The 23,586-nt window shown below is 71.1% G+C and carries 23 protein-coding genes; 17 read left to right on the plus strand and 6 right to left on the minus strand.

The window, feature by feature from the left end; genetic code table 11:
• Positions 1–165 precede the first annotated feature (165 nt).
• The gene (locus tag CLV71_RS37725) at positions 166–1,113 is read left to right on the plus strand and encodes a MerR family transcriptional regulator (RefSeq protein ID WP_243867154.1); all 948 of its coding nucleotides are present in this window, start codon (positions 166–168) and stop codon (positions 1,111–1,113) included.
• Positions 1,114–1,116: 3 nt separating this feature from the next.
• Here the strand turns inward: CLV71_RS37725 and CLV71_RS37730 are convergent, their stop codons facing one another.
• Positions 1,117–1,599, minus strand: a complete 483-nt coding sequence (locus tag CLV71_RS37730; RefSeq protein ID WP_166664418.1) for a hypothetical protein — start codon at positions 1,597–1,599, stop codon at positions 1,117–1,119.
• Between the two features lie 94 nt (positions 1,600–1,693).
• Between CLV71_RS37730 and CLV71_RS37735 the strand changes: the two genes are divergently transcribed.
• The 6 genes from CLV71_RS37735 to CLV71_RS37760 all read left to right on the plus strand — a co-directional run bounded on the left by CLV71_RS37735 (position 1,694) and on the right by CLV71_RS37760 (position 5,753).
• Entirely contained in the window at positions 1,694–2,479 is a 786-nt protein-coding gene (locus tag CLV71_RS37735) for a tetratricopeptide repeat protein (RefSeq protein ID WP_133907712.1), read from the plus strand.
• Between the two features lie 121 nt (positions 2,480–2,600).
• Positions 2,601–3,197, plus strand: coding sequence for a response regulator transcription factor (locus CLV71_RS37740; protein WP_133907713.1), 597 nt, complete (start codon positions 2,601–2,603; stop codon positions 3,195–3,197).
• A 10-nt stretch (positions 3,198–3,207) separates the two neighbouring features.
• Positions 3,208–3,882, plus strand: a complete 675-nt coding sequence (locus tag CLV71_RS37745; protein WP_133907714.1) for a hypothetical protein — start codon at positions 3,208–3,210, stop codon at positions 3,880–3,882.
• 142 nt (positions 3,883–4,024) lie between these two features.
• Positions 4,025–4,597 carry a sigma-70 family RNA polymerase sigma factor gene (locus CLV71_RS37750; protein WP_133907715.1) on the plus strand — a complete coding sequence of 191 codons (573 nt, stop codon included), beginning with the start codon at positions 4,025–4,027 and terminating at the stop codon, positions 4,595–4,597.
• A 1-nt stretch (position 4,598) separates the two neighbouring features.
• Positions 4,599–5,504, plus strand: a complete 906-nt coding sequence (locus tag CLV71_RS37755; RefSeq protein WP_133907716.1) for an anti-sigma-D factor RsdA — start codon at positions 4,599–4,601, stop codon at positions 5,502–5,504.
• 66 nt (positions 5,505–5,570) lie between these two features.
• Positions 5,571–5,753: a hypothetical protein gene (locus tag CLV71_RS37760; RefSeq protein WP_133907717.1), complete on the plus strand. Its 183-nt coding sequence runs from the start codon at positions 5,571–5,573 to the stop codon at positions 5,751–5,753.
• Between the two features lie 3 nt (positions 5,754–5,756).
• On the opposite strand, the gene CLV71_RS37765 is transcribed toward CLV71_RS37760, so the two are convergent.
• The gene (locus CLV71_RS37765; protein WP_133907718.1) at positions 5,757–6,155 is read right to left on the minus strand and encodes a DUF5319 domain-containing protein; all 399 of its coding nucleotides are present in this window, start codon (positions 6,153–6,155) and stop codon (positions 5,757–5,759) included.
• 84 nt (positions 6,156–6,239) lie between these two features.
• On the opposite strand from CLV71_RS37765, the gene guaB reads away from it, so the two are divergent.
• The 8 genes from guaB to CLV71_RS37815 all read left to right on the plus strand — a co-directional run bounded on the left by guaB (position 6,240) and on the right by CLV71_RS37815 (position 17,341).
• On the plus strand, positions 6,240–7,742 hold the full coding sequence (gene guaB, locus CLV71_RS37770) for an IMP dehydrogenase (protein WP_133907719.1): 1,503 nt from the start codon (positions 6,240–6,242) through the stop codon (positions 7,740–7,742).
• 36 nt (positions 7,743–7,778) lie between these two features.
• Entirely contained in the window at positions 7,779–8,912 is a 1,134-nt protein-coding gene (locus tag CLV71_RS37775; protein ID WP_133907720.1) for a GuaB3 family IMP dehydrogenase-related protein, read from the plus strand.
• 93 nt (positions 8,913–9,005) lie between these two features.
• Positions 9,006–11,048, plus strand: a complete 2,043-nt coding sequence (locus CLV71_RS48905) for a GNAT family N-acetyltransferase (protein WP_208297952.1) — start codon at positions 9,006–9,008, stop codon at positions 11,046–11,048.
• A 10-nt stretch (positions 11,049–11,058) separates the two neighbouring features.
• Positions 11,059–12,732, plus strand: a complete 1,674-nt coding sequence (locus CLV71_RS37795) for a GMC family oxidoreductase (RefSeq protein WP_133907721.1) — start codon at positions 11,059–11,061, stop codon at positions 12,730–12,732.
• Positions 12,729–13,688 carry an MBL fold metallo-hydrolase gene (locus CLV71_RS37800; protein ID WP_133907722.1) on the plus strand — a complete coding sequence of 320 codons (960 nt, stop codon included), beginning with the start codon at positions 12,729–12,731 and terminating at the stop codon, positions 13,686–13,688. The genes CLV71_RS37795 and CLV71_RS37800 overlap by 4 nt, the downstream gene beginning before the upstream one ends.
• A 5-nt stretch (positions 13,689–13,693) precedes the next feature.
• Positions 13,694–14,191: a DUF4240 domain-containing protein gene (locus CLV71_RS37805; protein WP_133907863.1), complete on the plus strand. Its 498-nt coding sequence runs from the start codon at positions 13,694–13,696 to the stop codon at positions 14,189–14,191.
• Positions 14,192–14,204: 13 nt separating this feature from the next.
• Positions 14,205–15,677 carry an FAD-dependent monooxygenase gene (locus tag CLV71_RS37810; protein WP_133907723.1) on the plus strand — a complete coding sequence of 491 codons (1,473 nt, stop codon included), beginning with the start codon at positions 14,205–14,207 and terminating at the stop codon, positions 15,675–15,677.
• A 212-nt stretch (positions 15,678–15,889) separates the two neighbouring features.
• Complete coding sequence (locus CLV71_RS37815; RefSeq protein ID WP_133907724.1) at positions 15,890–17,341, plus strand: FAD-binding oxidoreductase; 1,452 nt, start codon at positions 15,890–15,892, stop codon at positions 17,339–17,341.
• Here the strand turns inward: CLV71_RS37815 and CLV71_RS37820 are convergent, their stop codons facing one another.
• Positions 17,342–18,796, minus strand: coding sequence for an aldehyde dehydrogenase family protein (locus tag CLV71_RS37820; protein WP_133907725.1), 1,455 nt, complete (start codon positions 18,794–18,796; stop codon positions 17,342–17,344).
• Positions 18,797–18,836: 40 nt separating this feature from the next.
• On the opposite strand from CLV71_RS37820, the gene guaA reads away from it, so the two are divergent.
• A complete protein-coding gene (gene guaA / locus CLV71_RS37825) occupies positions 18,837–20,390 on the plus strand; it encodes a glutamine-hydrolyzing GMP synthase (RefSeq protein ID WP_133907726.1) in 1,554 nt (517 codons plus the stop codon).
• A gap of 3 nt (positions 20,391–20,393) precedes the next feature.
• Here guaA and CLV71_RS37830 read toward each other — a convergent pair whose 3' ends face one another.
• The 3 genes from CLV71_RS37830 to CLV71_RS37840 are packed head-to-tail and all read right to left on the minus strand — an operon-like array spanning position 20,394 to position 22,153.
• Complete coding sequence (locus CLV71_RS37830; RefSeq protein WP_133907727.1) at positions 20,394–20,588, minus strand: twin-arginine translocation signal domain-containing protein; 195 nt, start codon at positions 20,586–20,588, stop codon at positions 20,394–20,396.
• Positions 20,589–20,625: 37 nt separating this feature from the next.
• Entirely contained in the window at positions 20,626–20,847 is a 222-nt protein-coding gene (locus CLV71_RS37835; RefSeq protein WP_133907728.1) for a hypothetical protein, read from the minus strand.
• Positions 20,816–22,153, minus strand: a complete 1,338-nt coding sequence (locus CLV71_RS37840) for a PspC domain-containing protein (RefSeq protein WP_166664420.1) — start codon at positions 22,151–22,153, stop codon at positions 20,816–20,818. Before CLV71_RS37840 ends, CLV71_RS37835 begins: the two co-directional genes overlap by 32 nt.
• A gap of 143 nt (positions 22,154–22,296) precedes the next feature.
• Between CLV71_RS37840 and CLV71_RS37845 the strand changes: the two genes are divergently transcribed.
• Positions 22,297–23,577 (plus strand): ATP-binding protein, encoded by a 1,281-nt coding sequence (locus tag CLV71_RS37845; RefSeq protein ID WP_133907864.1) that lies wholly within the window; start codon positions 22,297–22,299, stop codon positions 23,575–23,577.
• Positions 23,578–23,586: the final 9 nt, after the last annotated feature.

Genomic DNA, 23,586 nt, shown 5'->3' on the forward strand with positions numbered 1-23,586 from the left:
GGACCAACGCTAGAACCGCGCCAAAGCTTGTTCAAGAGTGATCGACTCATTGGTCAGGGGATTCAACCGATCGGTGAACCGCCTCCACGCTGCGTGTTCGTCGATCCAGTTGCCGCAGCCCCGTGATCACCCGACGATGGGAGGGTGGCGACGAAAGAGAGATCAGTGGGCGATCACTTCCGAGTCCCCCTGATCGACGCTGAGGACGAGACGCTGCCGGTCGCGGCCGTGGCACGCAGGCTGGGGGTGGCGCCGGCGACTTTGCGCACGTGGGACCGCAGATACGGCATGGGGCCGCGCGCTCACACGACCGGTCGGCACCGCCGGTACACCCACGACGACATCGCGCGGCTCGAGGTGATGCAGCAGGTCCTCCTGCGTGGCGCGACACCGGCCGAGGCGGCAGGGTACGCGCTGCGCACGTCCGCGCCACCCGAACCGGCGATCGTCGCGCCGAGTGACGGCGGCGCGTCCCTGTTCCGCGAGTTCAGCACCCGGTCGTCCTCGGTGCTCGGTCTTTCCCGTGCCGCGATGGCCATGGACGCGGTCGCCGCCCAGCGGCTCATCAGCGACGGCATCGAGGCGCTCGGCGTCGTGGCGGTGTGGGACGGCGTGGTCCGACCGGTCCTCGCCGCGCTCGCCAGCAGGTGGGAACTGGCCGGCGAGTGCGTCGAGATCGAGCACTTCGTCCACGAGTGCGCGCTGGCGGCCATGATCGGCGCGACCCCGGTGGTGGCCACGCCACGCAACCCACGCCCGGTGCTGCTGTGCTGCGCGCCGGACGAGCAGCACTCGCTGCCCCTCTATGTACTGCGTGCGGCGCTGGCCAGGGACGGGATCGGCACGCAGATGCTCGGCGCCGCCCTGCCGACCGCGGCGCTCGCCTCCGCGGTCCGCAGGACCGGGCCCGCCGCCGTCGCCGTCTGGGCACAGCTTCCCCGGCACGCCGACGCGGAGGTGTTCGAGGAGGTGCCGAGGACCCGGCAGCGCGTGCGCCTCTTCGCGTGCGGGCCGGGCTGGTTCGCGACCGAGCTGCCGGACCGCGTCGACCGCCTCGACGACCTGTCCGACGCACTGCACCGGATAGAGACCCTGGTCGGCGTCACGCGCTGAGCGTCACGGCACGGTCGTCGTGGTGGCCGTCCCGTCGGTGGTCGTCGTGGTCGTCGTGGTCGTCGTGGTCGTCGTCGAGCCGGTCGTGGTCGTGGTGGTGGGGGACGTCGACGTCGTGGTGGTCACGGTCGTGGTGGTCGTCGTCTCGTCGGACTCGCCCGGCGCGGCCTTCGCCCTGCCGGACACGCACGAGTCGACGAAGAACTCGCGGATCTGGTCCGCCCACTCCTTCGACACGCCGCCGTCGGGCTCGTCGCTCGGGTAGTCGTCCGGTCGGGTGAGGCCCGCGAACGCCCTGCCGCACCGCTCCTTGTCGATCCGGGGAGCGTCCTGGTCGCGGAGCAGCTGTCCGGTCTCGGCGCCCTGCTGGGCGACCTGTCTGAGGTAGACGAGGCGCTCCTCCGTGGTCGGCACCGAGGAGGTGCAGGCGGCGACCGGCAGGACCGCCAGGAGCGCGAGGGTGGGGATCGCATGTCGGGGTCGCATGGCGCGGAACCGTAACGCGCCGAAACTGTCGGTGGGCGTCGGTAGGCTTGACACCGGGGGCCGGAGGCGTTCCCCAACCAGCATCGGGGGAGCTGTGACCACGCTCGAAGACGCGGCGTTCGGGAGTCGTCCCGACCTGGCCGTGACCGCCGACCCGGTCGAACCGGAGCCGAGGTGGCTCGCCGCCGTCGTGCTCGGGGCCCAGGGCCGGTACGCGCGTGCCGCCACGCTCCTCACCCCTCTCCTCCGGCGCACCGACGACCTCGGCGCACTGGCCGCCGCCACACTCGCCGCCCACCGCCGCCAGCTCGGCGGCCACGCGGCGGCCAGGCCGCTCGACGCGCGTGCCCTCGCGCACGCCACCGGTGACGACGCCCGCGCCGACGCGCTGCTCGGGCTCGCCGCCGACGCCGTCGGCGTGGGCAGGCTCGACGAGGCGAGGCGCCTCAGGGACCGGGCACCCCGCACGACCTGGCGGGCGCGGGTACGTGGCTGCTGGGTCGCCGCGGAGATCGAGCTGTGCGCAGGCAGGCCCGGCGCCGCCCTGCCGCACGCCGAGCGGGCCGCGGAGGACGCCGTCGGCACACGGCACCGGATCAAGTCGGACATCGTCCTGGCGGCGGCACTCGCCGGAGCCGACCGTCCCATGGCCCGAAAGCTGGTCACCCGGGCGCGGGACGACGCTACTGATCTGAACGTGTTGTCGCTGGTCTGGCCTGCGTCACTGCTCCTGGCCGATATTGACCCGGACGAGGCACCCTCACATCGTCGGCGCGCGGACGATGTCCTACACAGTGTGTTACTGAGAACGGACCCACGTGGGCGCGCTCTCGCCCAACGCTCTCCGTGGGTACCCGACACGACTGGCCCAACCGGGTGAACACGGACGCTCGGACATCTGGGCGAACTGGTCAGCAGATTTACCACCAGATCGTGTCAAGGTTCGCCCCGAAGCGTCCGATAGGGAGTAGTACGTCACTCGGCTGCAGGAAGGAGTCCCCGTGACGACGGTCTTGATTTGCGACGATCGCCGCGGCGTGCGGGAAGGACTGACCCGTGTCATGTCCGCGGTCCCAGGTGTGAGTCGCATCGACTGCGTAGCGCACGGTGACGAGCTGCTCGCCCGATTCTCCCGCGCTCCGGTCGACGTGGTGCTGGTCGGCACTCAACGCGCGGTACCCACCGGTGTTGAGGCCACTCGGCGCCTGGTGTCGGCGAACCCGACGGCGAACGTCATCGTGTTCGGTGCCCCGGACGACGCGAGCAGCATCGCGGCGGCCATCGCGGGCGGTGCTCGTGGCTATCTCCGGTGGGACGCGTCCCGCCCGGAGCTGGTCGCGGCGCTGGCCCACACGCTGGCCAGCACCTCGGTACCGGCGCCTCGTCAACCGTCCGACCCAGGCGTCCAGCTCACCGACCGCGAGCTGCAGGTGCTTCGCGGGATGGCGATGGGCAAGAGCAACGGACAGATCGGGCGCGAGCTCTACCTGTCCGAGGACACGGTGAAGACGCACGCGCGGCGTCTGTTCCGCAAGCTCGGTGTGCGGGATCGTGCTCAGGCCGTGGCGCACGGCTTCCGCAGAGGGCTCGTCTCCTAGGCTCTCCCGTGTGACTGGTTCCGAGCTGGCTGAGTCTGGCGACAGGGATGGGTCTGCCAGGCTGGGTGAGTCCGGGACGCCTGAGGGCGGGGAGCATGGAGAGTCGACCGGCTCCACCCCCGTCCTCGAGTCGGACGAGGACCTGAACGAACACGACGGTATCGACGGCGAGTATCGGGGCCGGCCCTTCTGGGCCCGGACCTCGACGCTCGTCGTCTTTGTCGTGGCGCTCCTCGTGCTCTCCGGTGCCGTCACCGCGTGGTTGCGGATCTCGGACCTGCAGGACCGCCTCGACACGCTGGAGGCGCAAACGCTTGCGGCCGAAGAGGCCAAGCAGGCGGCCATACCCCTCGCCGAGGATCTCGCGTCCTATGACTACCGGGATCTTGGTGGTAACTTCCGGCTGGTCAAGGCCAGTGCCACGCCGCACTTCTCCGGTCAGCTCACGCAGCTGACCGAGGAGCTGGGGCCGGAGCTGCAGCAGACCCGGGCTGTGGCGACGGCAACCGTTCGGTCCGCGGGCGTGGTGCGTGCCTCCGCCAGGGAGGTCGTCGTCGCTGTGTTCGTCGATCAGACAGTCACCAACACGCGGTCGTCGACGCCCCGCGTCGAGCCGAGCCGCATGGAGCTCACCCTGGTCAAACGGGGTGACACGTGGTGGTTGGACCAGGCGGGGGAACTCTGATGGGTCACGTTCCGGTCAAGGCTGGGTCGTTTGTGTTGCGCGGTACGGTGGGTGACATCTCCGTCCGGGAATGCACAGCCCCCGCCGGAGCGTGGCACACAACTGACCGTACCTGCACGTAACATTGAGGCTGCTCGCTGCGATGACCACATTGGGGGACGGACTGGACGCTTCTGTAGGCGCTGCCGTCGACGGCGACCCACGCGCCATTGACCGGGTGCTTGCGTCTGTTCGGCCCTTGGTCGTGCGGTACTGCCGCGCGCGAGTAGGGAGGCAGGAGCGATCCTTCGCCTCCGCGGACGACGTCGCACAGGAGGTGTGTCTGGCGGTGCTGACGGCATTGCCCGGCTACCGCGACCAGGGACGACCGTTCCTGGCGTTCGTGTACGGCATCGCCGCGCACAAGGTGGCCGACGCTCACCGTGCCGCCGGACGTAATCGATCCGAGCCCGTGGCCGATGTACCTGACGAGCCCGAGACCGACGCCGGGCCCGAACAGCGTGCCATGCAGCAGGACCTGTCGCGCCGGATGAAGGAGCTGCTCGACGTGTTGCCCGACAAGCAGCGGGACATCGTCCTGTTGCGGGTGGTCGTAGGCCTCTCGGCGGAGGAGACCGCGGAGGCCATCGGTTCGACCCCGGGCGCGGTGCGGGTGGCCCAGCACCGGGCACTTGCCCGGTTGCGGAAGACTCTGTCAGCGGAGGAGGTGGTCTGAGTTGAGTGATCGAAGAGATCGCGCCGAGCCGGACGTCCCCGACATCGAGGACGAGGCCATCGACCTCGCACTAGTGCACGCCGATGACGAGTATCTCGACATGCTCGCCGGCGTCGGGCTCGATGACCAGGACCGGGGGCTCGGCGGTTTCGGCGACGACCAACTGACCGAACTTCTCATCGCCTGGCGCCGCGACGTCGACGCCGCACCCATCGACGAGGGCCTCGTCGACACCAAGCTCGCGACCGTCACGGTCCACGCCGCCCGCATGCGCCGCAAGAGCAGGCCCCGTCTGCTCGTGCCGGTCGCCGCGGCGGCTGCCGTGCTCGCCATCGCGTTCGCCGGCTTCGGCATGGCCGCCAGGGACGCCCAGCCCGGCGACACCCTCTGGGCACTCACCAAGGTCCTCTACGCCGACCACGCCCGCTCCGTCGAGGCCGCCCAGGCGGTCAAGGACGACCTGCGCGAGGCCAAGGCCGCGCTGACCGAGGGCAACATCGACGTGGCCAAGTCCAAGCTCGAGGACGCGCACGCCGCGCTGCCGACCGTCCTGCCGGACGACGGCAAGAACGACCTCCTCGCCCAGCACGCCTCGCTGATGGCGCAGCTGCCGGGCAGCCCGTCCGACCAGGCAGGCTCGCCGCCGTCGCCGGACCCGTCGACCCAGCCGAACTCGGGCAGCTCCAGCGACTCGAGCGACAACAGCGGCAGCTCGACGGACACCCAGCCGACCGACCCGTCGACGGACCCGCAGACCCAGACCAGCTCGCCGGACACCAGCACCACGACGCCGCCGCCGACCAGTGAGAGTTCCCGCAACGACCCCGGTACCAGCGGGGAGACGACCGGCGAGCCTCGCATCGAGTCGACCAGCACGGCGGACGTGCCCGAGACCGAAAGCCCCTAGAGAACGGGGTGAGCCCACGGCGTGGGTCGGACCTCCTGGTCCGGCCCACGAGTAGGGTCGTTGACCATGACCGCGGCGCATGTCTACAGCCAGGCGCCCCGCTGTGCGCACTGCGACGGTCGGGCGTTGCTGGTGAAGGAAGCCGCCCAGGCGCTCGCCGAGGAGTCGCTCGGCAAGCTGACCGCGAGCCAGTGCCCGAACGACGACGAGGGCTGGCACGTGCACGCGCCGGCCCTCGACCGCAAGTAACCCCTACGAGGACTTCGCCGTCTGCCTGGCCGCGGCCGTGATGCCGTCGGTGTACCCGCGGCAGTACTCCCAGCTGACGTACGCCGCCGGGTTCGGGTCGTACGCGGGTTCGTGCGGGCGCATGCGGCCGTCGGCGAGCAACTGCTCCAGCGAGGCACGCAGCAGCGCCCAGTCGTGGTAGTGCGGTTCCTGGCACTCGGCGCAGTCGACCACCACCCCACGGACCGACCGCTGCTCCAGCAACGCCTGGTAAACGGCCAGGTCACGCAGGTCGGCGAGCAGCTCGTCGCGCTCCTGGGCCGAGACCGGCTCGGGGGCGTCCGAGTCCGCGGCGTCGAGTGCCCAGACGGGGTCATTGGGGTCACCCGCGAAGGGGTCGGGTGGCAGTGCGTCGTCCCTCACGCCCCGCACGGTACCGGGCGGGGCCGTCGTATGGTCCAGATACCATGGGTCAACTGCGGAAACCCCGTTACAAGAAGGGCCACGATGACCACCGCTGAGGGGCTCCCGGCAAAGTTCGCCACACTCGGCCTCACGTTCGACGACGTGCTGCTGCTGCCGTCGGAGTCCGACGTCGTGCCAAGCGAGGTGGACACGAGCACCCGGCTGACCCGCAACGTCTCCTTGCGCATCCCGCTGGTGTCCGCCGCCATGGACACCGTCACCGAGGCCCGCATGGCCATCGCCATGGCACGGCAGGGCGGCATCGGCATCCTGCAGCGCAACCTCTCCATCGAGGAGCACGCGCGCCAGGCCGAGACCGTCAAGCGGTCCGAGGCCGGCATGGTCACCGACCCGGTCACCTGCCTGCCGACCGCGACGCTCGCCGAGGTCGACGCGCTCTGCGCCCGCTACCGCATCTCCGGCCTGCCGGTCACCGACGGCGAGGGCACCCTCGTCGGCATCATCACCAACCGCGACATGCGCTTCGAGGTGGACCACACGAAGCCGGTCAGCGAGGTCATGACCAAGGGCCCGCTGGTCACCGCGCAGGTCGGCGTGTCGGCCGACTCCGCGCTCGGGTTGCTGCGCAGGCACAAGGTCGAGAAACTGCCGATCATCGACGGCGCCGGCAAGCTGCGTGGCCTGATCACCGTCAAGGACTTCGTCAAGACCGAGCAGTACCCCAACGCCACCAAGGACCCGGACGGCCGCCTGGTGTGCGGTGCCGCGGTCGGCGTCGGTGAGGACTCCTACAAGCGCGCGATGACGCTGGCCGAGGCCGGTGTGGACGTCCTCATGGTCGACACCGCCCACGGCCACTCCCGCAGCGTCGTCGAGATGGTCCACAAGCTCAAGCAGGAGCTGGGTGACACGGTCGACGTCGTCGGCGGCAACGTCGCCACCCGTGCGGGCGCCCAGGCGCTGGTCGACGCTGGTGCAGACGGCGTCAAGGTCGGTGTCGGCCCGGGCTCGATCTGCACGACACGGGTCGTCGCGGGCGTCGGTGTGCCGCAGATCACCGCCATCTACAACGCCGACCAGGCGTGCAGGCCCGCGGGTATCCCGGTCATCGGCGACGGCGGCATCCAGTACTCCGGCGACATCGCGAAGGCCATCGCGTCCGGCGCGTCCGCGGTCATGCTCGGCAGCCTGCTCGCGGGCACCGCCGAGGCACCCGGCGACGTGATCCTCGTGAACGGCAAGCAGTTCAAGACCTACCGTGGCATGGGCTCGCTGGCCGCCATGCAGTCCAGGGGCGAGGCCAAGTCCTACTCCAAGGACCGCTACTTCCAGGACGACGTCCTCAGCGAGGACAAGCTCGTGCCGGAGGGCGTCGAGGGGCGGATCCCGTTCCGCGGCCCGCTGTCCCAGGTCGTGCACCAGCTCGTCGGCGGGCTGCGCTCCGGCATGGGCTACACCGGTTCACGCACCATCGCCGCACTGCAGGACGCCCAGCTGGTCCGGATCACCGCGGCGGGGCTCAAGGAGAGCCACCCGCACGACGTGACCATGACCGTCGAGGCCCCGAACTACACCACCCGCTGACAGCGACACACTCGCTCCGCGAGAGGACCAGACAAAGTGCCTGACCTCGTTGAGATCGGCATGGGCCGCACGGCCCGCCGAGGGTACGCGCTCCACGAGGTGGAGATCGTGCCTTCCCGCCGGACCCGCTCGTCCCAGGACGTGTCGACCGCTTGGCAGATCGACGCCTACCGCTTCGACATCCCCTTACTCACCCACCCGACCGACGCCGTGGTGTCACCGGCCGTCGCGGTCGAGGTCGGCAAGCTCGGCGGCCTCGGCGTGCTCAACGCCGAGGGCCTCTGGGCCAGGCACCCGAACGTGGAGCAGGAGCTGGCGAAGGTCGTCGACGCCATCGACGACCAGGATTCCACCACGCTCACCAGGGTGCTGCAGGAGCTGCACGCCGCGCCGATCCGGCCGGAGCTGATCTCCGAGGCGGTCAAGCAGGTGGCGGCGAGCGGCGTGACGGTCGCCGCGCGGGTGAGCCCGCAGCGTGCCGCCGAGGTGACCCCATCGCTGCTGGCCGCGGGAGTGGAGATCCTGGTCGTGCAGGGCACGATCGTGTCGGCGGAGCACGTGTCGCGTGACGGTGAGCCACTGAACCTGAAGTCGTTCATCCAGGAGTTGGACGTCCCGGTGATCGCGGGCGGCGTGCACGACTACCGCACGGCCATGCACCTGATGCGGACCGGCGCGGCGGGCGTGATAGTCGGCTACGGCGCCAGCCTCGCGACCACCAGCGACCGCGTGCTGGGCATCGGCGTGCCGATGGCGACGGCGATCGTGGACGCGGCCGCCGCCCGCCGCGACTACCTCGACGAGACCGGCGGCCGGTACGTCCACGTGATCGCCGACGGCGAGGTGGACGCGAGCGGCGACGTCGCGAAGTCCATCGCCTGCGGCGCGGACGCCGTGATGCTCGGCGAGCCGCTGGCGTCGGCCAAGGAGGCACCCGGCCGGGGTCTGTACTGGACCGCGGCGGCCGCGCACCCGTCGATGCCGCGCAGCCGGGTGATCTCGACGGCCGAGGAGGACGAGCTGGTCGACCTCCGCACGTTGCTGTTCGGCCCGTCGGCCGACCCGGACGGCATGATCAACCTGTTCGGCGCGCTGCGGCGTGCCATGGCGAAGACCGGCTACTCGGACCTGAAGGAGTTCCAGAAGGTCGGCCTAGTGGTGCGCGGCTGACCATGGAGAGACCCAGGTTTCGGCGTGTCCCGAATCTATTGCTCGGTGGAGGCGGGGAATGAAGGCTGGCGGCATGATCGGGACGACCACGTCGTGAGCGGCAACATCATCGCCCCGGGGGACGGGGTGGCACTGACCGACCTGACCGAGGAGGACCGCGCGTCGCTCGCCGAGCGCGGCGACCATGCCTACGACGTCGACCAGGACGACCGGCCCGTGCTGCACATGGGCTTCGAGGTCTTCCGTGCCGGGGTGGTCGACACCGAGACGGGCACGCTGGTCGGCGAGGTCAACTGGCACGCCGTCGGCTACGGCCGCAGCGCGGCCTGCACGGCGTGGAACGTCGGCATCTCGCTCCTTCCTGACCGGCGTGGCAAGGGCACGGGCGCGAAGGCGCTGCGCCTGCTGGTGGAGCACCTGTTCGCCACCACGGAGGTCGACCGGATCGAGGCGAGCACCGACCGGGCGAACATCCCGTCGCAGCGGGCGCTCGTCAAGGCAGGCTTCCGCCGCGAGGGTGTTCTGCGCGGTGCCCAGCTCCGGGGCGGGCAGCGTCGCGACATGCTCGGCTTCAGCATCCTGCGCGACGAGCTGCGCCCCGTACGGACCGTCCTGACCAGCGGTGACGGCGTCACGCTCGCCACCGCCCTGCCCGAGGACCGCGCACGGCTGTCCGAGGGGACCGACCACGCCTTCGACCCGGACCCCGACGACCGGCCGGTGCGGCACGGCGGGTACGAGATCCACCGCGCCGCGATCCTGGACGAGGAGACGGACACGCTCGTCGGCCAGATGAGCTGGCATCCGGTCGGCTACGGCCACACCGCAGGCTGCACGGCGTGGAACTTCGGCATCACGCTGCTGCCGCACGCGCGTGGCAGGGGTTTCGGCGCCACCGCGATCCGGCTGCTGGTGGCGCACCTGTTCGCCACGACGGACGTCGACCGCGTCGAGGCGAGCACCGACCGCGAGAACACCGCGTCACGCAAGGCACTGGAGAAGGCCGGGCTCAGGCGCGAGGGCGTCCTGCGTGGCGCCCAGCTCCGGCTGGGTGAGCGGCGCGACATGATCTCCTACAGCATCCTGCGTGACGACCTGCCCGCCGACGACGCCGAACGCGAGATCGTGGCCAGCGGCGAGGGCATAGAGCTAGGTGACCTGCTGCCCGGCGAGCGTGAGCTGCTGAAGGGTCAGGACGACGACGCGTTCGGCCTCGACCCCGACGACCGGCCGCTGCGCCACGAGCCGGACGTGTCGCGGCTCGCCGTGCTGGACCAGCACACCGGCGAGCTGCTCGGCGCGGTCAGCTGGCACGCCGTCGGCTACGGCGCGACGGCGGCCTGCGAGGCGTGGAACATCGGCATCGGGCTGCTGCCGCAGAGCCGGGGCCGGGGCGCGGGCACGGTCGCCACCCGCCTGGTCGCGGAGTTCCTGTTCGCGACCACCGACGTCGACCGCGTCGAGGCTGGTACCGACCGGGAGAACATCCCGGCCCAGCGGGCACTCGCCAAGGCAGGCTTCCGGCCGGAGGGGCTGCTCCGCGGCGCGCAGCTGCGGGGTGGGCGGCGGCGCGACATGCTGGCGTTCAGCCTGCTCCGCACGGATGTCGTCGAGGCCATCACGCCGGGCGTTCGCGAGGTCGTGGTCAGCCGCGACGGGATCTCACTCGCCGAGCCCGCACCGGGCGACCGGGAGAAGTTCTACATCGCGGGTGCGGGCGACTTCGCCATCGACCCGGACGACCGGCCGAGGGTGACCGGCCCGACCCGCAGCTTCCTGCTGAGTGTGATCGACAGTGAGACCGGCGAGCTGCTCGGCGGCGTCAGCTGGCACGCGGTCGACTACGGCGGCACGGTGTCGTCGTCGGCGTGGAACATCGGCATCGGTCTGCTTCCCGAGGCCCGTGGCCGGGGCGTCGGCACGATCGCGCAGCGGATGCTGGTCGACCACCTGCTCGCCTCGACGGACCTGGACCGCATCGAGGCGAGCACCGATGTCGACAACGTCGCCGAGCGCAAGGCCCTCGAGAAGGCCGGTTTCCTGCGCGAGGGTGTGCTGCGTGGTGCCCAGCTCCGGGGCGGGATCCGCCGGGACCTCGTGCACTACGGGCTGGTCCGGGGCGACGTCTCGAACTAGCCTCGGGAACATGAGTGAACTCGCGAGTAGGTTCGACTACGACGTCGTGGTCGTCGGCTCCGGTTTCGGCGGCAGCGTGGCCGCACTGCGGCTGACGGAGAAGGGCTACCGCGTCGCCGTGGTCGAGGCGGGCCGCCGCTTCGCGGACGACGAGTTCGCGAAGACGTCCTGGGACCTGCGCAGGTACCTGTGGGCGCCGGCGCTGGGGTGCTTCGGCATCCAGCGCATCCACCTGCTGAAGGACGTCATGATCCTGGCGGGCTCCGGGGTCGGCGGTGGGTCGCTGGTGTACGCGAACACGCTCTACCGGCCGCTGAAGCCGTTCTACAGCGACCGGCAGTGGGCGCACATCACCGACTGGGAGTCGGAGCTGGCGCCGCACTACGACCAGGCGGCACGCATGTTCGGCGTGGTCGACAACCCGACGATCACCCCGGCCGACGAGGTCATGCAGAAGGTCGCCGCCGACATGGGCGTGGCGGACTCGTTCCACCCGACACCCGTCGGTGTGTTCTTCGGCACGCCGGGAGTCGGTGTCCCCGACCCGTACTTCGGTGGCGCGGGCCCGGCGCGGACGGGCTGCACCGAGTGCGGTTCGTGCATGACCGGCTGCCGCGTCGGCGCGAAGAACACGCTGGTCAAGAACTACCTGTACCTGGCGGAGCAGAACGGCGCGAAGGTGCTGCCGCTGACGACCGTGACCGCCGTGCGGCCGCGGTCGCGGGGCTTCGCCGTCGACCTGCGCCGCACCGGGGGTCGCGCCACGGCCACCGTCACCGCTGGTCAGGTCGTGCTGGCGGCGGGCACCTGGGGCACGCAGCGGCTGCTGCACGCGATGAAGGACCGTGGCGTGCTGCCCGGCCTTTCGCCACGGCTGGGCGAGCTGACCCGCACGAACTCCGAGGCGATCATCGGCGCCGGCCGCCCGTCGGTCGACCCGGCGCGGGACTTCAGTCGGGGTGTCGCGATCACGTCCTCGATCCACCCCGACGCGACCACGCACATCGAGCCGGTCCGGTACGGCAAGGGCAGCAACGCGATGGGCCTGCTGCAGACGATCGCGACCGACGGCGCCGCGGACCTGCCGCGCTGGCTGCAGGCGGTGCGGTTCGTGGTGCGCCATCCCGTGCGCACCGCCGGGCTGCTGCGCACGCACCGGTGGAGCGAGCGGACCGTGATCCTGCTGGTGATGCAGAGCCTGGACAACTCGATCACGACGTACACGCGGAAGGGCCTGTTCGGCAGGCGCAGGTACACGTCCCGTCAGGGCCACGGCGAGCCGAACCCGGCGTTCATCCCGGCGGGCTACGAGGCGAACCAGTTGGCGGCCAAGCACATCGAGGGCACCGCGGGTGGCACGTGGGGCGAGATCTTCAACATCCCGCTGACGGCCCACTTCATCGGCGGCTGCGCGATCGGGTCGACGGCGGACGAGGGTGTGCTCGACCCGTACCACCGCGTGCACGGCTACCCCGGACTGTCCGTTGTGGACGGTTCGGCGATCTCCGCGAACCTCGGCGTCAACCCGTCACTGACGATCGCCGCGCAGGCCGAACGCGCGTTCTCCTTCTGGCCCAACAAAGGCGAGCCCGACCCGCGACCGTCCACCGGCTACGAGCGCCTCGATCCGGTGGCGCCACGAAGTCCCGCGGTCCCGGCCGAGGCCCCGGCGGCACTGCGATGACCTTCGCGTCGAGCGGTGACCTCACCGCCAAGGAGGAGACGTTCACCGAGCTGGCGCCCGGCGTCTACGCCCTGACGGCGGAAGGCGACCCGAACGTCTGCGCGGTCGAGGCCGAGGACTTCGTGGTGTGCTTCGAGGCGCGGGCCACGCCCGTCGCGGCAGGGCGGTGGCTCGCGATGCTGCGGGAGCGGACGACGAAACCCGTGCGGTACCTGGTATTGAGCCACTACCACGCCGTGCGGGTGCTCGGCGCGAGCGCGTTCGACGCCGCGGAGATCGTCACGCACACGCAGACGCGTCGGCTGATCGCCGAACGCGGCCGGGAGGACTGGGCGTCGGAGCTGGCGCGGATGCCGCGCCTGTTCGAGGACCCGTCGTCGATCCCCGGGCTGACGTGGCCGACGCTGACGTTCACCGACCGCATGGTGATCCCCCTTGGCGGGTCACGGGCACTCGTGCTGGCGTACTGCGGCCGGGGACACACCGCGGGCGACATCGTGGCGTGGCTGCCGGAGGAACGAATCCTGCTCGCGGGCGCCCTCGTCGAGGCGGCGGCCGCGCTGTACACGGGAGACGCGTTCCACGACGACTGGGCGACGTCCACTTTGGACAACGTGGCCGCCTTCGGTGCGACGGCACTGGTGGGCGGCCGGGGTGCGGTGGCCGTCGGCGCCGACGCGGTGTCGGCGGCGATCGCGCAGAGCCGCCACTTCCTCGACGAGCTGCGTCGGACGGTCGGCACCGCACACGCGAAGGGTGGCACGCTGGCGGAGGCGTTCTCGTCCGCGCACGCCGCACTGGCCCCCGCGTACGGCCGCTGGCCGATCTTCGAGCACTGCATGCCGTTCAACGTGGCGCGGTACTGGGACGAGTGCGACGGTGTCGACTGGCCGAAGGTGTGGACGGCCGAGCGCGATCAGCAGGTGTGGACAGCTCTGGTAGCTTCCGCGCCGTGAGCAAGATGCCCACCGAGGCCGACGTGGCCCGCTTCTGGAGTCTGATCGAGACGGCGTGGGACCAGGTCGCCGGGGTGCCGCCCACGCGAAGGAAGTCGTTGATCGAGCGCGACAGCGACCACGAGGCGTACGCGATGGACGCGTACCTCGGCGAGTTCCTCGCGAACCTGCGCTCGCTGTGCGAGGACCTGTCGTCGGCCGAGGTGTCCGACATGGACCGCGTGCTGGAGCGCAAGCTCCACGACATCGACCGTGCCGACATCCGCGAGGTGACGGATGGATCGGACGACGGATTCCTCTACTGCCGGAGTTTCGCCGTGGCCATGGGCCGCGACTTCTACGAGGCCGTGGTGACCGACCCGTCGGTTGCCGTGCTGGACGCCGAGTGCGAGAGCATGGCCTACTTCTTCGCGAACGTGTACTACGAGCGCAGGGGCACCTTCCCGGACACGGACTCGGGTATCTCCCGCGAGACGAGGTCCGACAAGTTCCGCTGGGCCTGACTATCCTCGACCGGTGCGAGTAGTGGTGGTGGGCGCGGGCCCGGTGGGCATGACGGCCGCCCTGCTACTGGCCCGCCACGGCGTCCCGACGACGGTCCTGGAGGCTGCGCCTGCCCGTGAGCTGGTGGGCAGCCGCTCGATCTGCGTGCAGGGGGATGTACTCGACATCCTGGCGCGGGCGGGTGTCGGTGCCCAGGTGGCCGAGGTCGGCGTGACGTGGACGCGGGGCAGGACGTACTACCGCTCCCACCAGGTGGGTGAAATCCGCTTCCCGGAAGTGGGATCCGCGGCGTTCCCGCCATTCGTGAACACGCCACAGACGGTCGTTGAGCTGCTGCTGGAACAGGCGGTGGCGGAGGAACCACTGGTGGAGCTGCGGTACGACCAGCCGGTGGAGGCACTGACGCAGGACGCGGACTCGGTGACGGTGGCCACCCCGCACGGCACGGTCACCGGCACCCACTGCGTGGCGGCGGACGGTGCCCGCTCGACGGTCCGCGACCTGCTGGGGCTTCCGTTCGACGGCATGTCCTACGAGGACCGCTTCCTGATCGCGGACATCCGGGCGGACCTGGGTTTCACCGCGGAGCGCCGGTTCTACTTCGATCCACCGTGGAACCCGGGTCGTCAGGTGCTGGTGCATCCGCAGCCGGGCGGGGTGTGGCGGGTCGACTGGCAGGTCCCGGCGGACTTCGACCTGGCGACCGAGGACCTGGACTCGAGAATCCGCCGGATAACGGGTGACGCGCCCTACGAGATCGTGTGGCTGTCGCTCTACCGGTTCCACCAGCGGCGGATTCCGGAGATGCGCGTGGGCAGGGTCCTGCTGGCGGGCGACGCGGCACACGTGATGAGCCCGTTCGGGGCGCGTGGGTTGAACTCGGGAATAGCGGACGCGGACAACCTGGCGTGGAAGGTAGCGCTGGACCGCGAGGCCCTGGCCGGTCCGTCGCTGCTGTCCTCGTACGACGTGGAACGAGGCGCGGCGGCCGAGGAGAACCTCCGGGTGACCTCGGAGACGATGCGTTTCCTGGTCCCGCGAACCCCGGAGGAGAAGTCCCACCGAGAGGATGTCCTGACCCGTTCGATCACGGACGAGTCGGCCAGGGCGGAGATCAACGCGGGGCGTCTTGCCGAGCCGTACTCGTACGAGGCGTCACCGCTGACGACGTCCAGTGGCGCACTGTGCCCGGACGCCCAGCTGATGCGGGGCGGGCGGCTGCGGGAGCTGGGCGTGTTCACGGTGCTGACCAACTGGTCCGACTGGCGCCCGTCGGACCCGTGGGAGCGTGCCGTGGTCGGCGAGGTGATCCCGTTGGACCAGGAAGACGACACGACCCTGGCCGACGCACTGAACCTGAAACCCCGCCAGGCGGTGGTGGTCCGCCCGGACGGCCACGTAGCCGCCGTCCTGACCGAGCCCCGAGGCGGGATCGGCGCCCCCATCAACGCCGCCCTCCGCCGCGCCACCGGCTGGGTGCACTGAAGGACGCCTTCGTAACGCTGGGCGTAACGAAGGACGCCTTCAGTGCGTTCGGCCGGGCGCGCCAGTGGGCCGGGAACCGACTCGAGTGGCCGTGCCACCAGGCAGAGACGATGATCTCGCCTGTGGACAAGTCGGTCGGTTGTGGACAACTCCGGAGGTCCGGACAACCCCCGACGGCGCCACACGTCTGACTATGCGGGAGGTGTCGGGGGATGGGTATCAGTAGGCGGCGGTTCCTCGGAGTCGCTGCGATGGGGGCGGTGGTCACGGCCTGTTCGGAAGAGCAGGCCGTGACCCCGGCTACCTCGGTGGGCGTGTCCACCCCGCCACCCGCGACCAGCCAGGCACCCGTGCCACCCGACTGGAACGCACTCCGGTCACAGCTCCCCGGCGGCCTCATGCTCCCCGGCGACAGCGGGTACGAGCAGGCCGCACAGTCCTACAACCCTCGCTTCGACAACCACCGCCCCGCGGCCATCGCGCACTGCACGTCCGTCGAGGACGTCCAACGCTGTGTCGAGATCGCACGCAACGCACGCATGCCCATCGCGGCGCGGTCGGGTGGCCACAGCTATGCCGGCTACTCCACGCCGGACAACGGCCTCGTCGTCGACCTTCGCGGGATGGCGGGTGTCCAGGTCAGCGGGGACACCGCCACCATTGGCGGCGGCGCCCGGATCATGGAGGTCTACGCGGGCCTCGCCCAGGCCGGGAAGGCACTCCCGGCAGGCTCCTGCCCCACGGTCGGCATCGGGGGTCTCACCCTCGGCGGCGGGATCGGCGTGACCGCGCGCAAGTTCGGCCTCACCTGCGACAAGCTCACCTCGGCCCAGATCGTCACCGCGGACGGCAAGCAGCAGACCGTCGACGGCGGCGACCTCCTCTGGGCGCTCAAGGGCGGGGGCGGCGGCAACTTCGGCATCGTCACCTCGTTCACCTTCGCCACCGAGCCCGCACCCGACATCGCCGTGTTCGCGCTCAAGTACCCCGCCGGGTCGACCGCCGGCACGGTCGGCGCCTGGCAGGACTGGATCGTCCAGCAGCCCGACGAGCTGTGGTCGACCTGCGTGGTCTCCGCGGGCTCGCCGCCGAGCTGCCGGATCAGCGGCGCGGTCGTCGGGGACGAGAACCTCGCGAAGCAGCTGCTGAAGACCCTGCCGCCCGCGTCGTCGGTCTCCATCACCGGCATGGGCTACCTCAACGCCATGCAGTACTTCGCCGGCTGCACCGGGCGCAGCGCCGCCCAGTGCAGGCCCAAGTCCGAGGGCGGACAGCTCGACCGCGAGTCCTTCACCGCGTCCTCGCGTGTGCTCAACCAGGCCATCGACCCCGACGCGCTCGTCAACCTGCTCACCGGACGCGCGAATCTCGACGTCCTGATCGACTCCCTCGGCGGCGCGGTCGGCCGCGTCGCTCCCGGCGACACCGCCTTCCCGCACCGCAAGGCCCTCGCCAGCGCCCAGATCTACTCGTCGGGCAACGCGCAGGACGTCGCCGAGGTCCGGGACGGGATGCCCACCGGCAACACCGGCTACGTCAACTACATCGACCCGTCGATGCCCGACTGGGCCACCGCGTACTACGGCGACAACCTCCCGCGCCTGCGGAAGGTCGCCGCCCTGTACGACCCGGACAAGGTCTTCAACTTCGCCCAGGCCGTGTAGCTACAGCTCCAAGCCCGTCAGCACCATCACGCGTTCCTCGGTGAAGTCCGCCATCGCCGAGCGGAGGCCCTCGCGGCCGACGCCGGAGCCCTTCGAGCCGCCGTAGGGCATCTGGTCGGCGCGGAACGACGGCACGTCGCCCACGATCACGCCGCCCACGTCCAGCTCGGCGCGGGCGCGGAACGCCACCTGGACGTCACGCGTGAACACGCCGGCCTGCAGGCCGTAGTCCGAGTCGTTGACCTGCGCGAACGCCTCGTCCACGTCCGAGACCACCGAGATCGCCAGCACGGGCCCGAAGACCTCGTCACGCCACACCTTCGAGTCGAGCGGCACGTCCGAGAGGACCGTCGGCTCGACCGTCGCGCGGTCCCGCTTGCCGCCGGCCAGCAGTGACGCGCCCGAGGCCACCGCCTCCTCGACCCACGCGACCACCCGCTCGGCCGCCGACTCGTCGACCAGCGGGCCCACTTCGACGTCGGGGTCGTGCGGGTCACCCGTCCTCAGCGCGCCGACCTTGTCGAGCAGCTTCGGCACGAACTCGTCCGCGACCGCGCGTTCGACGATCACCCGCTGCACGGCGATGCAGGACTGCCCGGCCTGGTAGTTGCCGAAGGTCGCGATCCGCGAGGCCGCGAAGTCCAGGTCCGGCCAGTCCGCGCACACGACCGCCGCGCCGTTCCCACCCAGCTCGAGCACGACCTGCTTGCGTGGCGCGGCGTCCATCAGCGACCAGCCCACCGGGCCGGACCCGGTGAACGACACGATCGGCAGGCGCGGGTCACCCACCAGCGCGGCCGTCTCCTCGTTGCCGAGCACCAGCACGGAGATCGCGCCGGCAGGCAGGTCCGTCTCCGCGAACAGCTCGCCGAGCAGCAGCGCCGACAGCGGCGTGCGCGGCGCGGGCTTGACGATGATCGGCGCGCCGACCGCGACGGCGGGCGCGACCTTGTGCGCCACCAGGTTGAGTGGGAAGTTGAACGGCGCGATGCCCAGCACCGGCCCGCGCGGCACCCTGCGCGTCACGGCCATCCTGCCGACGCCGTTCGGGTCGGTGTCCAGCCGCTGCAGTTCGCCGGAGAAGCGCCGCGCCTCCTCGGCCGCGAACCGGAACGTCGACACCGCGCGGCTGACCTCGACGGTCGCCCAACGGAGTGGTTTGCCGTTCTCCGCGGTGATCATCTCGGCGACCTCGTCCGCACGCTCGGCCAGCGAGCGGGAGACGTGGTCGAGCGCCGCCGCACGCACGTGCGCGGGGGTGGTCCGCAACTCGTGTGCCACCTCGACCGCGGCCGTGACGGCGCGTTCCACCTGGTCGGCGTTCGGCACGCAGACCGTGGCGACCTCGTCGCCGTCGTAGGGGTGGTTGACGGGGAGGGTCTGGGCACTCTGCTCGGCGCGGCCCGCGATCCAGGCTGGCCGCGGCGTCGGCAGGTGTTCCTCGGACGCGTTCATGCCCCAACGTTAGTTCTGACCGCCGTGGGATGCTGTGGCGGTGACCGACAACTCTCACCGGCCGGTGCTCGTCATCGACTTCGGCGCGCAGTACGCCCAGCTCATCGCCCGCAGGGTGCGCGAGGCGCAGGTGTACTCCGAGGTGGTGCCGCACACCACTTCCGTCGCCGAGCTGATGGACCGGGAGCCGCTCGCGATCGTGCTGTCCGGTGGTCCGTCCAGTGTGTACGCCGAGGGCGCGCCCTCGGTCGACCCGAAGCTGTTCGAGGCGGGCGTGCCGGTCTTCGGGATCTGCTACGGCTTCCAGGCGATGGCACAGGCGCTCGGCGGCACCGTCGAGCACACCGGGTCGCGTGAGTTCGGCCGCACCCGGCTGACGGCCGACGGCGGCGTCCTGCACACGGACCTGCCCGGCAGGCACCCGGTGTGGATGTCACACGGCGACTCGGTCACCGCTGCGCCACCCGGGTTCACGGTCACGGCATCGTCGGAGAAGACGCCGGTGGCGGGCTTCGAGGACGTCGAGCGGCGGATGGCCGGGGTCCAGTACCACCCCGAGGTCGCGCACTCGCCGCACGGGCAGGAGGTGCTGCGCCGGTTCCTGCACGACGTGGCCGGACTGCGTCCGAGGTGGACGATCGCGTCCATCGTGGACGAGCAGGTCGAGCGGATCCGCGAGCAGATCGGCGACGGCCGGGCGATCTGCGGGCTGTCCGGCGGCGTGGACTCCGCGGTCGCGGCGGCGCTGGTGCAGCGGGCCATCGGCGACCGGCTGACCTGCGTGTTCGTGGACCACGGCCTGCTGCGTGCCGGTGAGCGCGGTCAGGTGGAACGCGACTACGTGGCCGCGACCGGCGTGAAGCTCGTGACGGTCGACGCCCGCGACCGGTTCCTGTCGGCACTCGCGGACGTCACCGATCCCGAGCACAAGCGCAAGATCATCGGCCGCGAGTTCATCCGCGTGTTCGAGGCGGCCGAGCGCGACCTGAAGGCCCAGGGCGACTACCGGTTCCTCGTGCAGGGCACGCTCTACCCGGACGTCGTGGAGTCCGGCGGCGGCACGGGTGCCGCGAACATCAAGAGCCACCACAACGTCGGCGGCCTGCCGGACGACCTGGCGTTCGAGCTGGTCGAACCGCTGCGCGACCTGTTCAAGGACGAGGTCCGTCGCGTCGGCCTCGAGCTTGGGCTGCCGGAGACGATCGTGCACCGCCAGCCGTTCCCCGGTCCCGGCCTCGGCATCCGGATCATCGGCGCGGTGACGGCCGAGCGCCTGGAGATCCTGCGTGCGGCCGACGCCATCGCCCGCGAGGAGCTGACCGCGGCCGGGCTGGACCGCGACATCTGGCAGTGCCCGGTGGTGCTGCTCGCGGACGTCCACAGCGTCGGCGTCCAGGGCGACTTCCGGACCTACGGCCACCCGGTGGTGCTGCGGCCGGTGTCGTCCGAGGACGCCATGACGGCCGACTGGACCCGCCTGCCGTACGACGTCCTCGAACGCATCTCGACCCGCATCACCAACGAGGTCGCGGAGGTCAACCGGGTGGTGCTGGACGTGACCTCCAAGCCCCCGGGCACCATCGAGTGGGAGTGACCCCTACGGCAGGTGGGCAGCACGAAGTTGAAGCTGTTCGCCTGTTGACGTGCTGACCGCCGCCCGCCAGTCCGGCTGCTGGCCGCCCAGGACACCGGCGGTGTCGGCGGAGGCGGTGGAAACGGCAACAGCGCCGAGGCCGAGGGCCGCGACGCCAGCTGCCGCCGTGGTGAGGAACGAGCGTCTCGTGGTGGTCATGGCACCAGGAGAGCAAATCGCCCCTCACACAATGCTGTCAGCGCTTTCGCAGTGAGGACCCCAGCAGGAGCATGCCCACCAGGAGCGCGCCGCCCGCCAGGAGCCAGGTCGGGTTGGGGATGCGGAACGCGCCGTCGGTGAGTACGTAGGCCGACACCAGGAGAGTGCCGATCCCCGCGATGAGCGTCAGGACGTCGGGGAACCGCTTGGTCTCGTTCTGCTCGCGGTCAGCCACGGCGCACCTCCACGTTTCCCGCATCGGTCGAGACATGCAGGTTGATCGTCAGTCCACCGGGACCGCCGGGGTCGGTCGTCTGCGCGTGCTGGTCGATGCCGTCCTGCTGCTTGCCGAGGCAGTCGATGTTGCCAGCCCTGGCCTCGCACGTGAGCGTCACGTCGGCGCTCTCCGGCACGATCACCGTCACGTTGCCGATGTCCGTGTGGGCGTCGGTCGAGATCACGCCCGTCTCGGGCAGGCCGGTCAGGTCCAGCTCGACGTCGCCGATCGACCGCGCGTAGGAGTCCTGCACGGACGTGATCGTCACCGGCCGGACGTTCAGGTCGCCGAGGCCGTTGTAGCCCTCGGGGCTGATCGTGCTCATCGCCATCCCGGCCACCGAGAGCGGCACGGCCAGTGCGATCAGGCCGCGGCCCGCCCTGGCGAAGGCACCGGCCACCAGGCCGAGCCCGACGATCGCCAGCACGATGCCGACCGCGTGCTGCGGGGTGATCCACCCCGACGCCCACGGCGCGTTCGCGGCGATCGCGAGGCCTGCGACGGCCAGCAGCACCAGGCCCAGCGTCGCCGTGCCGATCCTCGGCTTGCGCCGCTTCACGGGCGGTGCGGGCTCCTCCGGCTCCGGCACGGCGGGCTCCGGCAGGTCCCACGCGAACGGCGCGGCACCCAGCGGGTCCCATGACGGCGGGGAGGTCCTCGGCTCCGGCTCCGGCGCGTACGGCGGCGGCACGTCGGCGGGCCGTCCCACCGGCGGCTCCACGGGCATGGTGGCCGACGGGGTCGGCGCGGGCGTCGCCATGGGTGTCGTCAGCGGCATGGTCGGCATGGGCACGGGCGGCGGCTCCGGCGTCGGCGCGGCCGGACCGGACGTCATCGGCACCTGGTTCCCCCTCGCGTGGTGCAGCAGGTACACCAGCCCGCCGACCACCAGCAGGCTCATCCAGCTGGAGAACTCGCCGGTGAACGACCCGCTGAGGAACCACCCGGAGACCGGCACCGTGATGATGCCGAGCAGGATGGTGAACCCGGACGACGTCGAGCTGCGCCCCTTGCCGAACAGGGCCTCGATCGGCGACGCCTCGTCGTCCTGCTCCGGCAGGAACAGCCAGCCGAGCAGGTAGACGAGGACGCCGGCACCCCCGTAGATGGCCGCGACCGCCAACCCGACCCGCACCAGCACCGGGTCGATCCGGTACCGGTTGGCGATGCCAGCCGCGACGCCCGCGATCTTGCGTCCCCGCCGCGGCCGGCGGGGACGCGTCGCCCAGAAGTCCTTGACCGTGTCCTCGATGCGTGTCGCACCAGACGGCCCCTGTGTCGCACTCACGGTGAGAAGCATGCGTCCACACCAGGGCTCGGCACATCCGGGAATCACCCTGACCCGCACGCTCCGGGTATTTCCCTGATGGGCGCGGACCCGGTAGATGTGACCATGTACGAGTGAGCATTCCGGTCGACATACGAGAGCCGGTGGTGGACGCGGACCTGGAGCGAGTGGTGCGTGACCAGACCGACGACGACGTGAAGCTGCGTCGCCGGCGGTCCGGGCGTGCCGTCGCCGGGGTCGCGGGCGGCCTGTCCGACCACCTCGGCATGAGCGTGCTGTGGGTGCGGGTCGCCTTCGCGGTGCTCGCGGCCTTCGGCGGTGCCGGGGTGATGGCCTACGGCCTGCTGTGGGTGTTCGTCCCGCAGAACCGCAACGAGAGCAAGCCGACCGAGGTCTCCACCCGTGAGAAGCAGCAGGCCCGCGGCCTGCTCGCCATGGGTGTGGGCCTCGCGGTCGGCGTCGGCGCGCTGTCCGGGATGCTCAACGGCTGGGTCGCCGGCGGCATCGCGGTGACGCTGGTCGGCGCCGCGCTCGTCTGGCGGGAGGCCGACGAGCAGCAGCGCCAGCGCTGGAAGGGCTCCGGCGTCGTCGGCGCGGTCATCGGCCAGGGCGGTCGGTCGGCCGCGGTCCGCATCCTGACCGGCGCGGTGCTGGTCATCACGGGTATCGCGGTGTTCCTGGCCCGCAGCGTCGGGCTCGACCAGATGCAGTTCGCCCTGCTCGCGGTGATCGCGGCGCTCGGTGGCGTCGCCGTGCTGACCGTCCCGTTCTGGCTGCGGCTGGTCCGCGACCTCGGCGAGGAGCGCACGAAGCGCATCCGCACCGAGGAACGCGCCGAGATCGCCGCCCACCTGCACGACTCCGTGCTGCAGACGCTCGCGCTGATCCAGAAGCAGGCCGAGGCGCCACGTGAGGTGCTGCGGCTCGCGCGTGGCCAGGAGCGGCAGCTGCGTGGCTGGCTGTACGGGCCGTCCGGCTACGGCGGCGGGATCCGCGCGGCGGGTGAGGGCTCGCAGACCGGGCCCGAGGTGCTGTCCGAGGCCATCGCCCGCGCGTGCGGCGAGGTGGAGGACCAGTTCGCGATCAAGGTCCAGCACGTGGTGGTCGGGGACTGCCCGCTGGACGAGAAGCTCACCGGGCTGGTCTACGCGGCCCGCGAGGCGACCGTGAACGCCGCCAAGCACGCGGAGGTCGGCGAGGTCAGCGTGTACGCCGAGGTCGAGCCGGACTCGGTCGAGATCTTCGTGCGCGACCGGGGGAAGGGCTTCGACCCGTCGGCGGTCCCCGAGGACCGGCATGGCCTGGCGGACTCCATCAGGGGGAGGATGGAGCGCAACGGCGGCGAGCTGCGCCTCCGTACCGCGCCCGGCGAGGGCACGGAGGTGCACCTTCGCATGCCGCGGCAGACCGTCGCGTCGAAGTAAGGGGATCTG

This window comes from Actinophytocola oryzae (assembly GCF_004364325.1).
Lineage (GTDB): Bacteria > Actinomycetota > Actinomycetes > Mycobacteriales > Pseudonocardiaceae > Actinophytocola > Actinophytocola oryzae.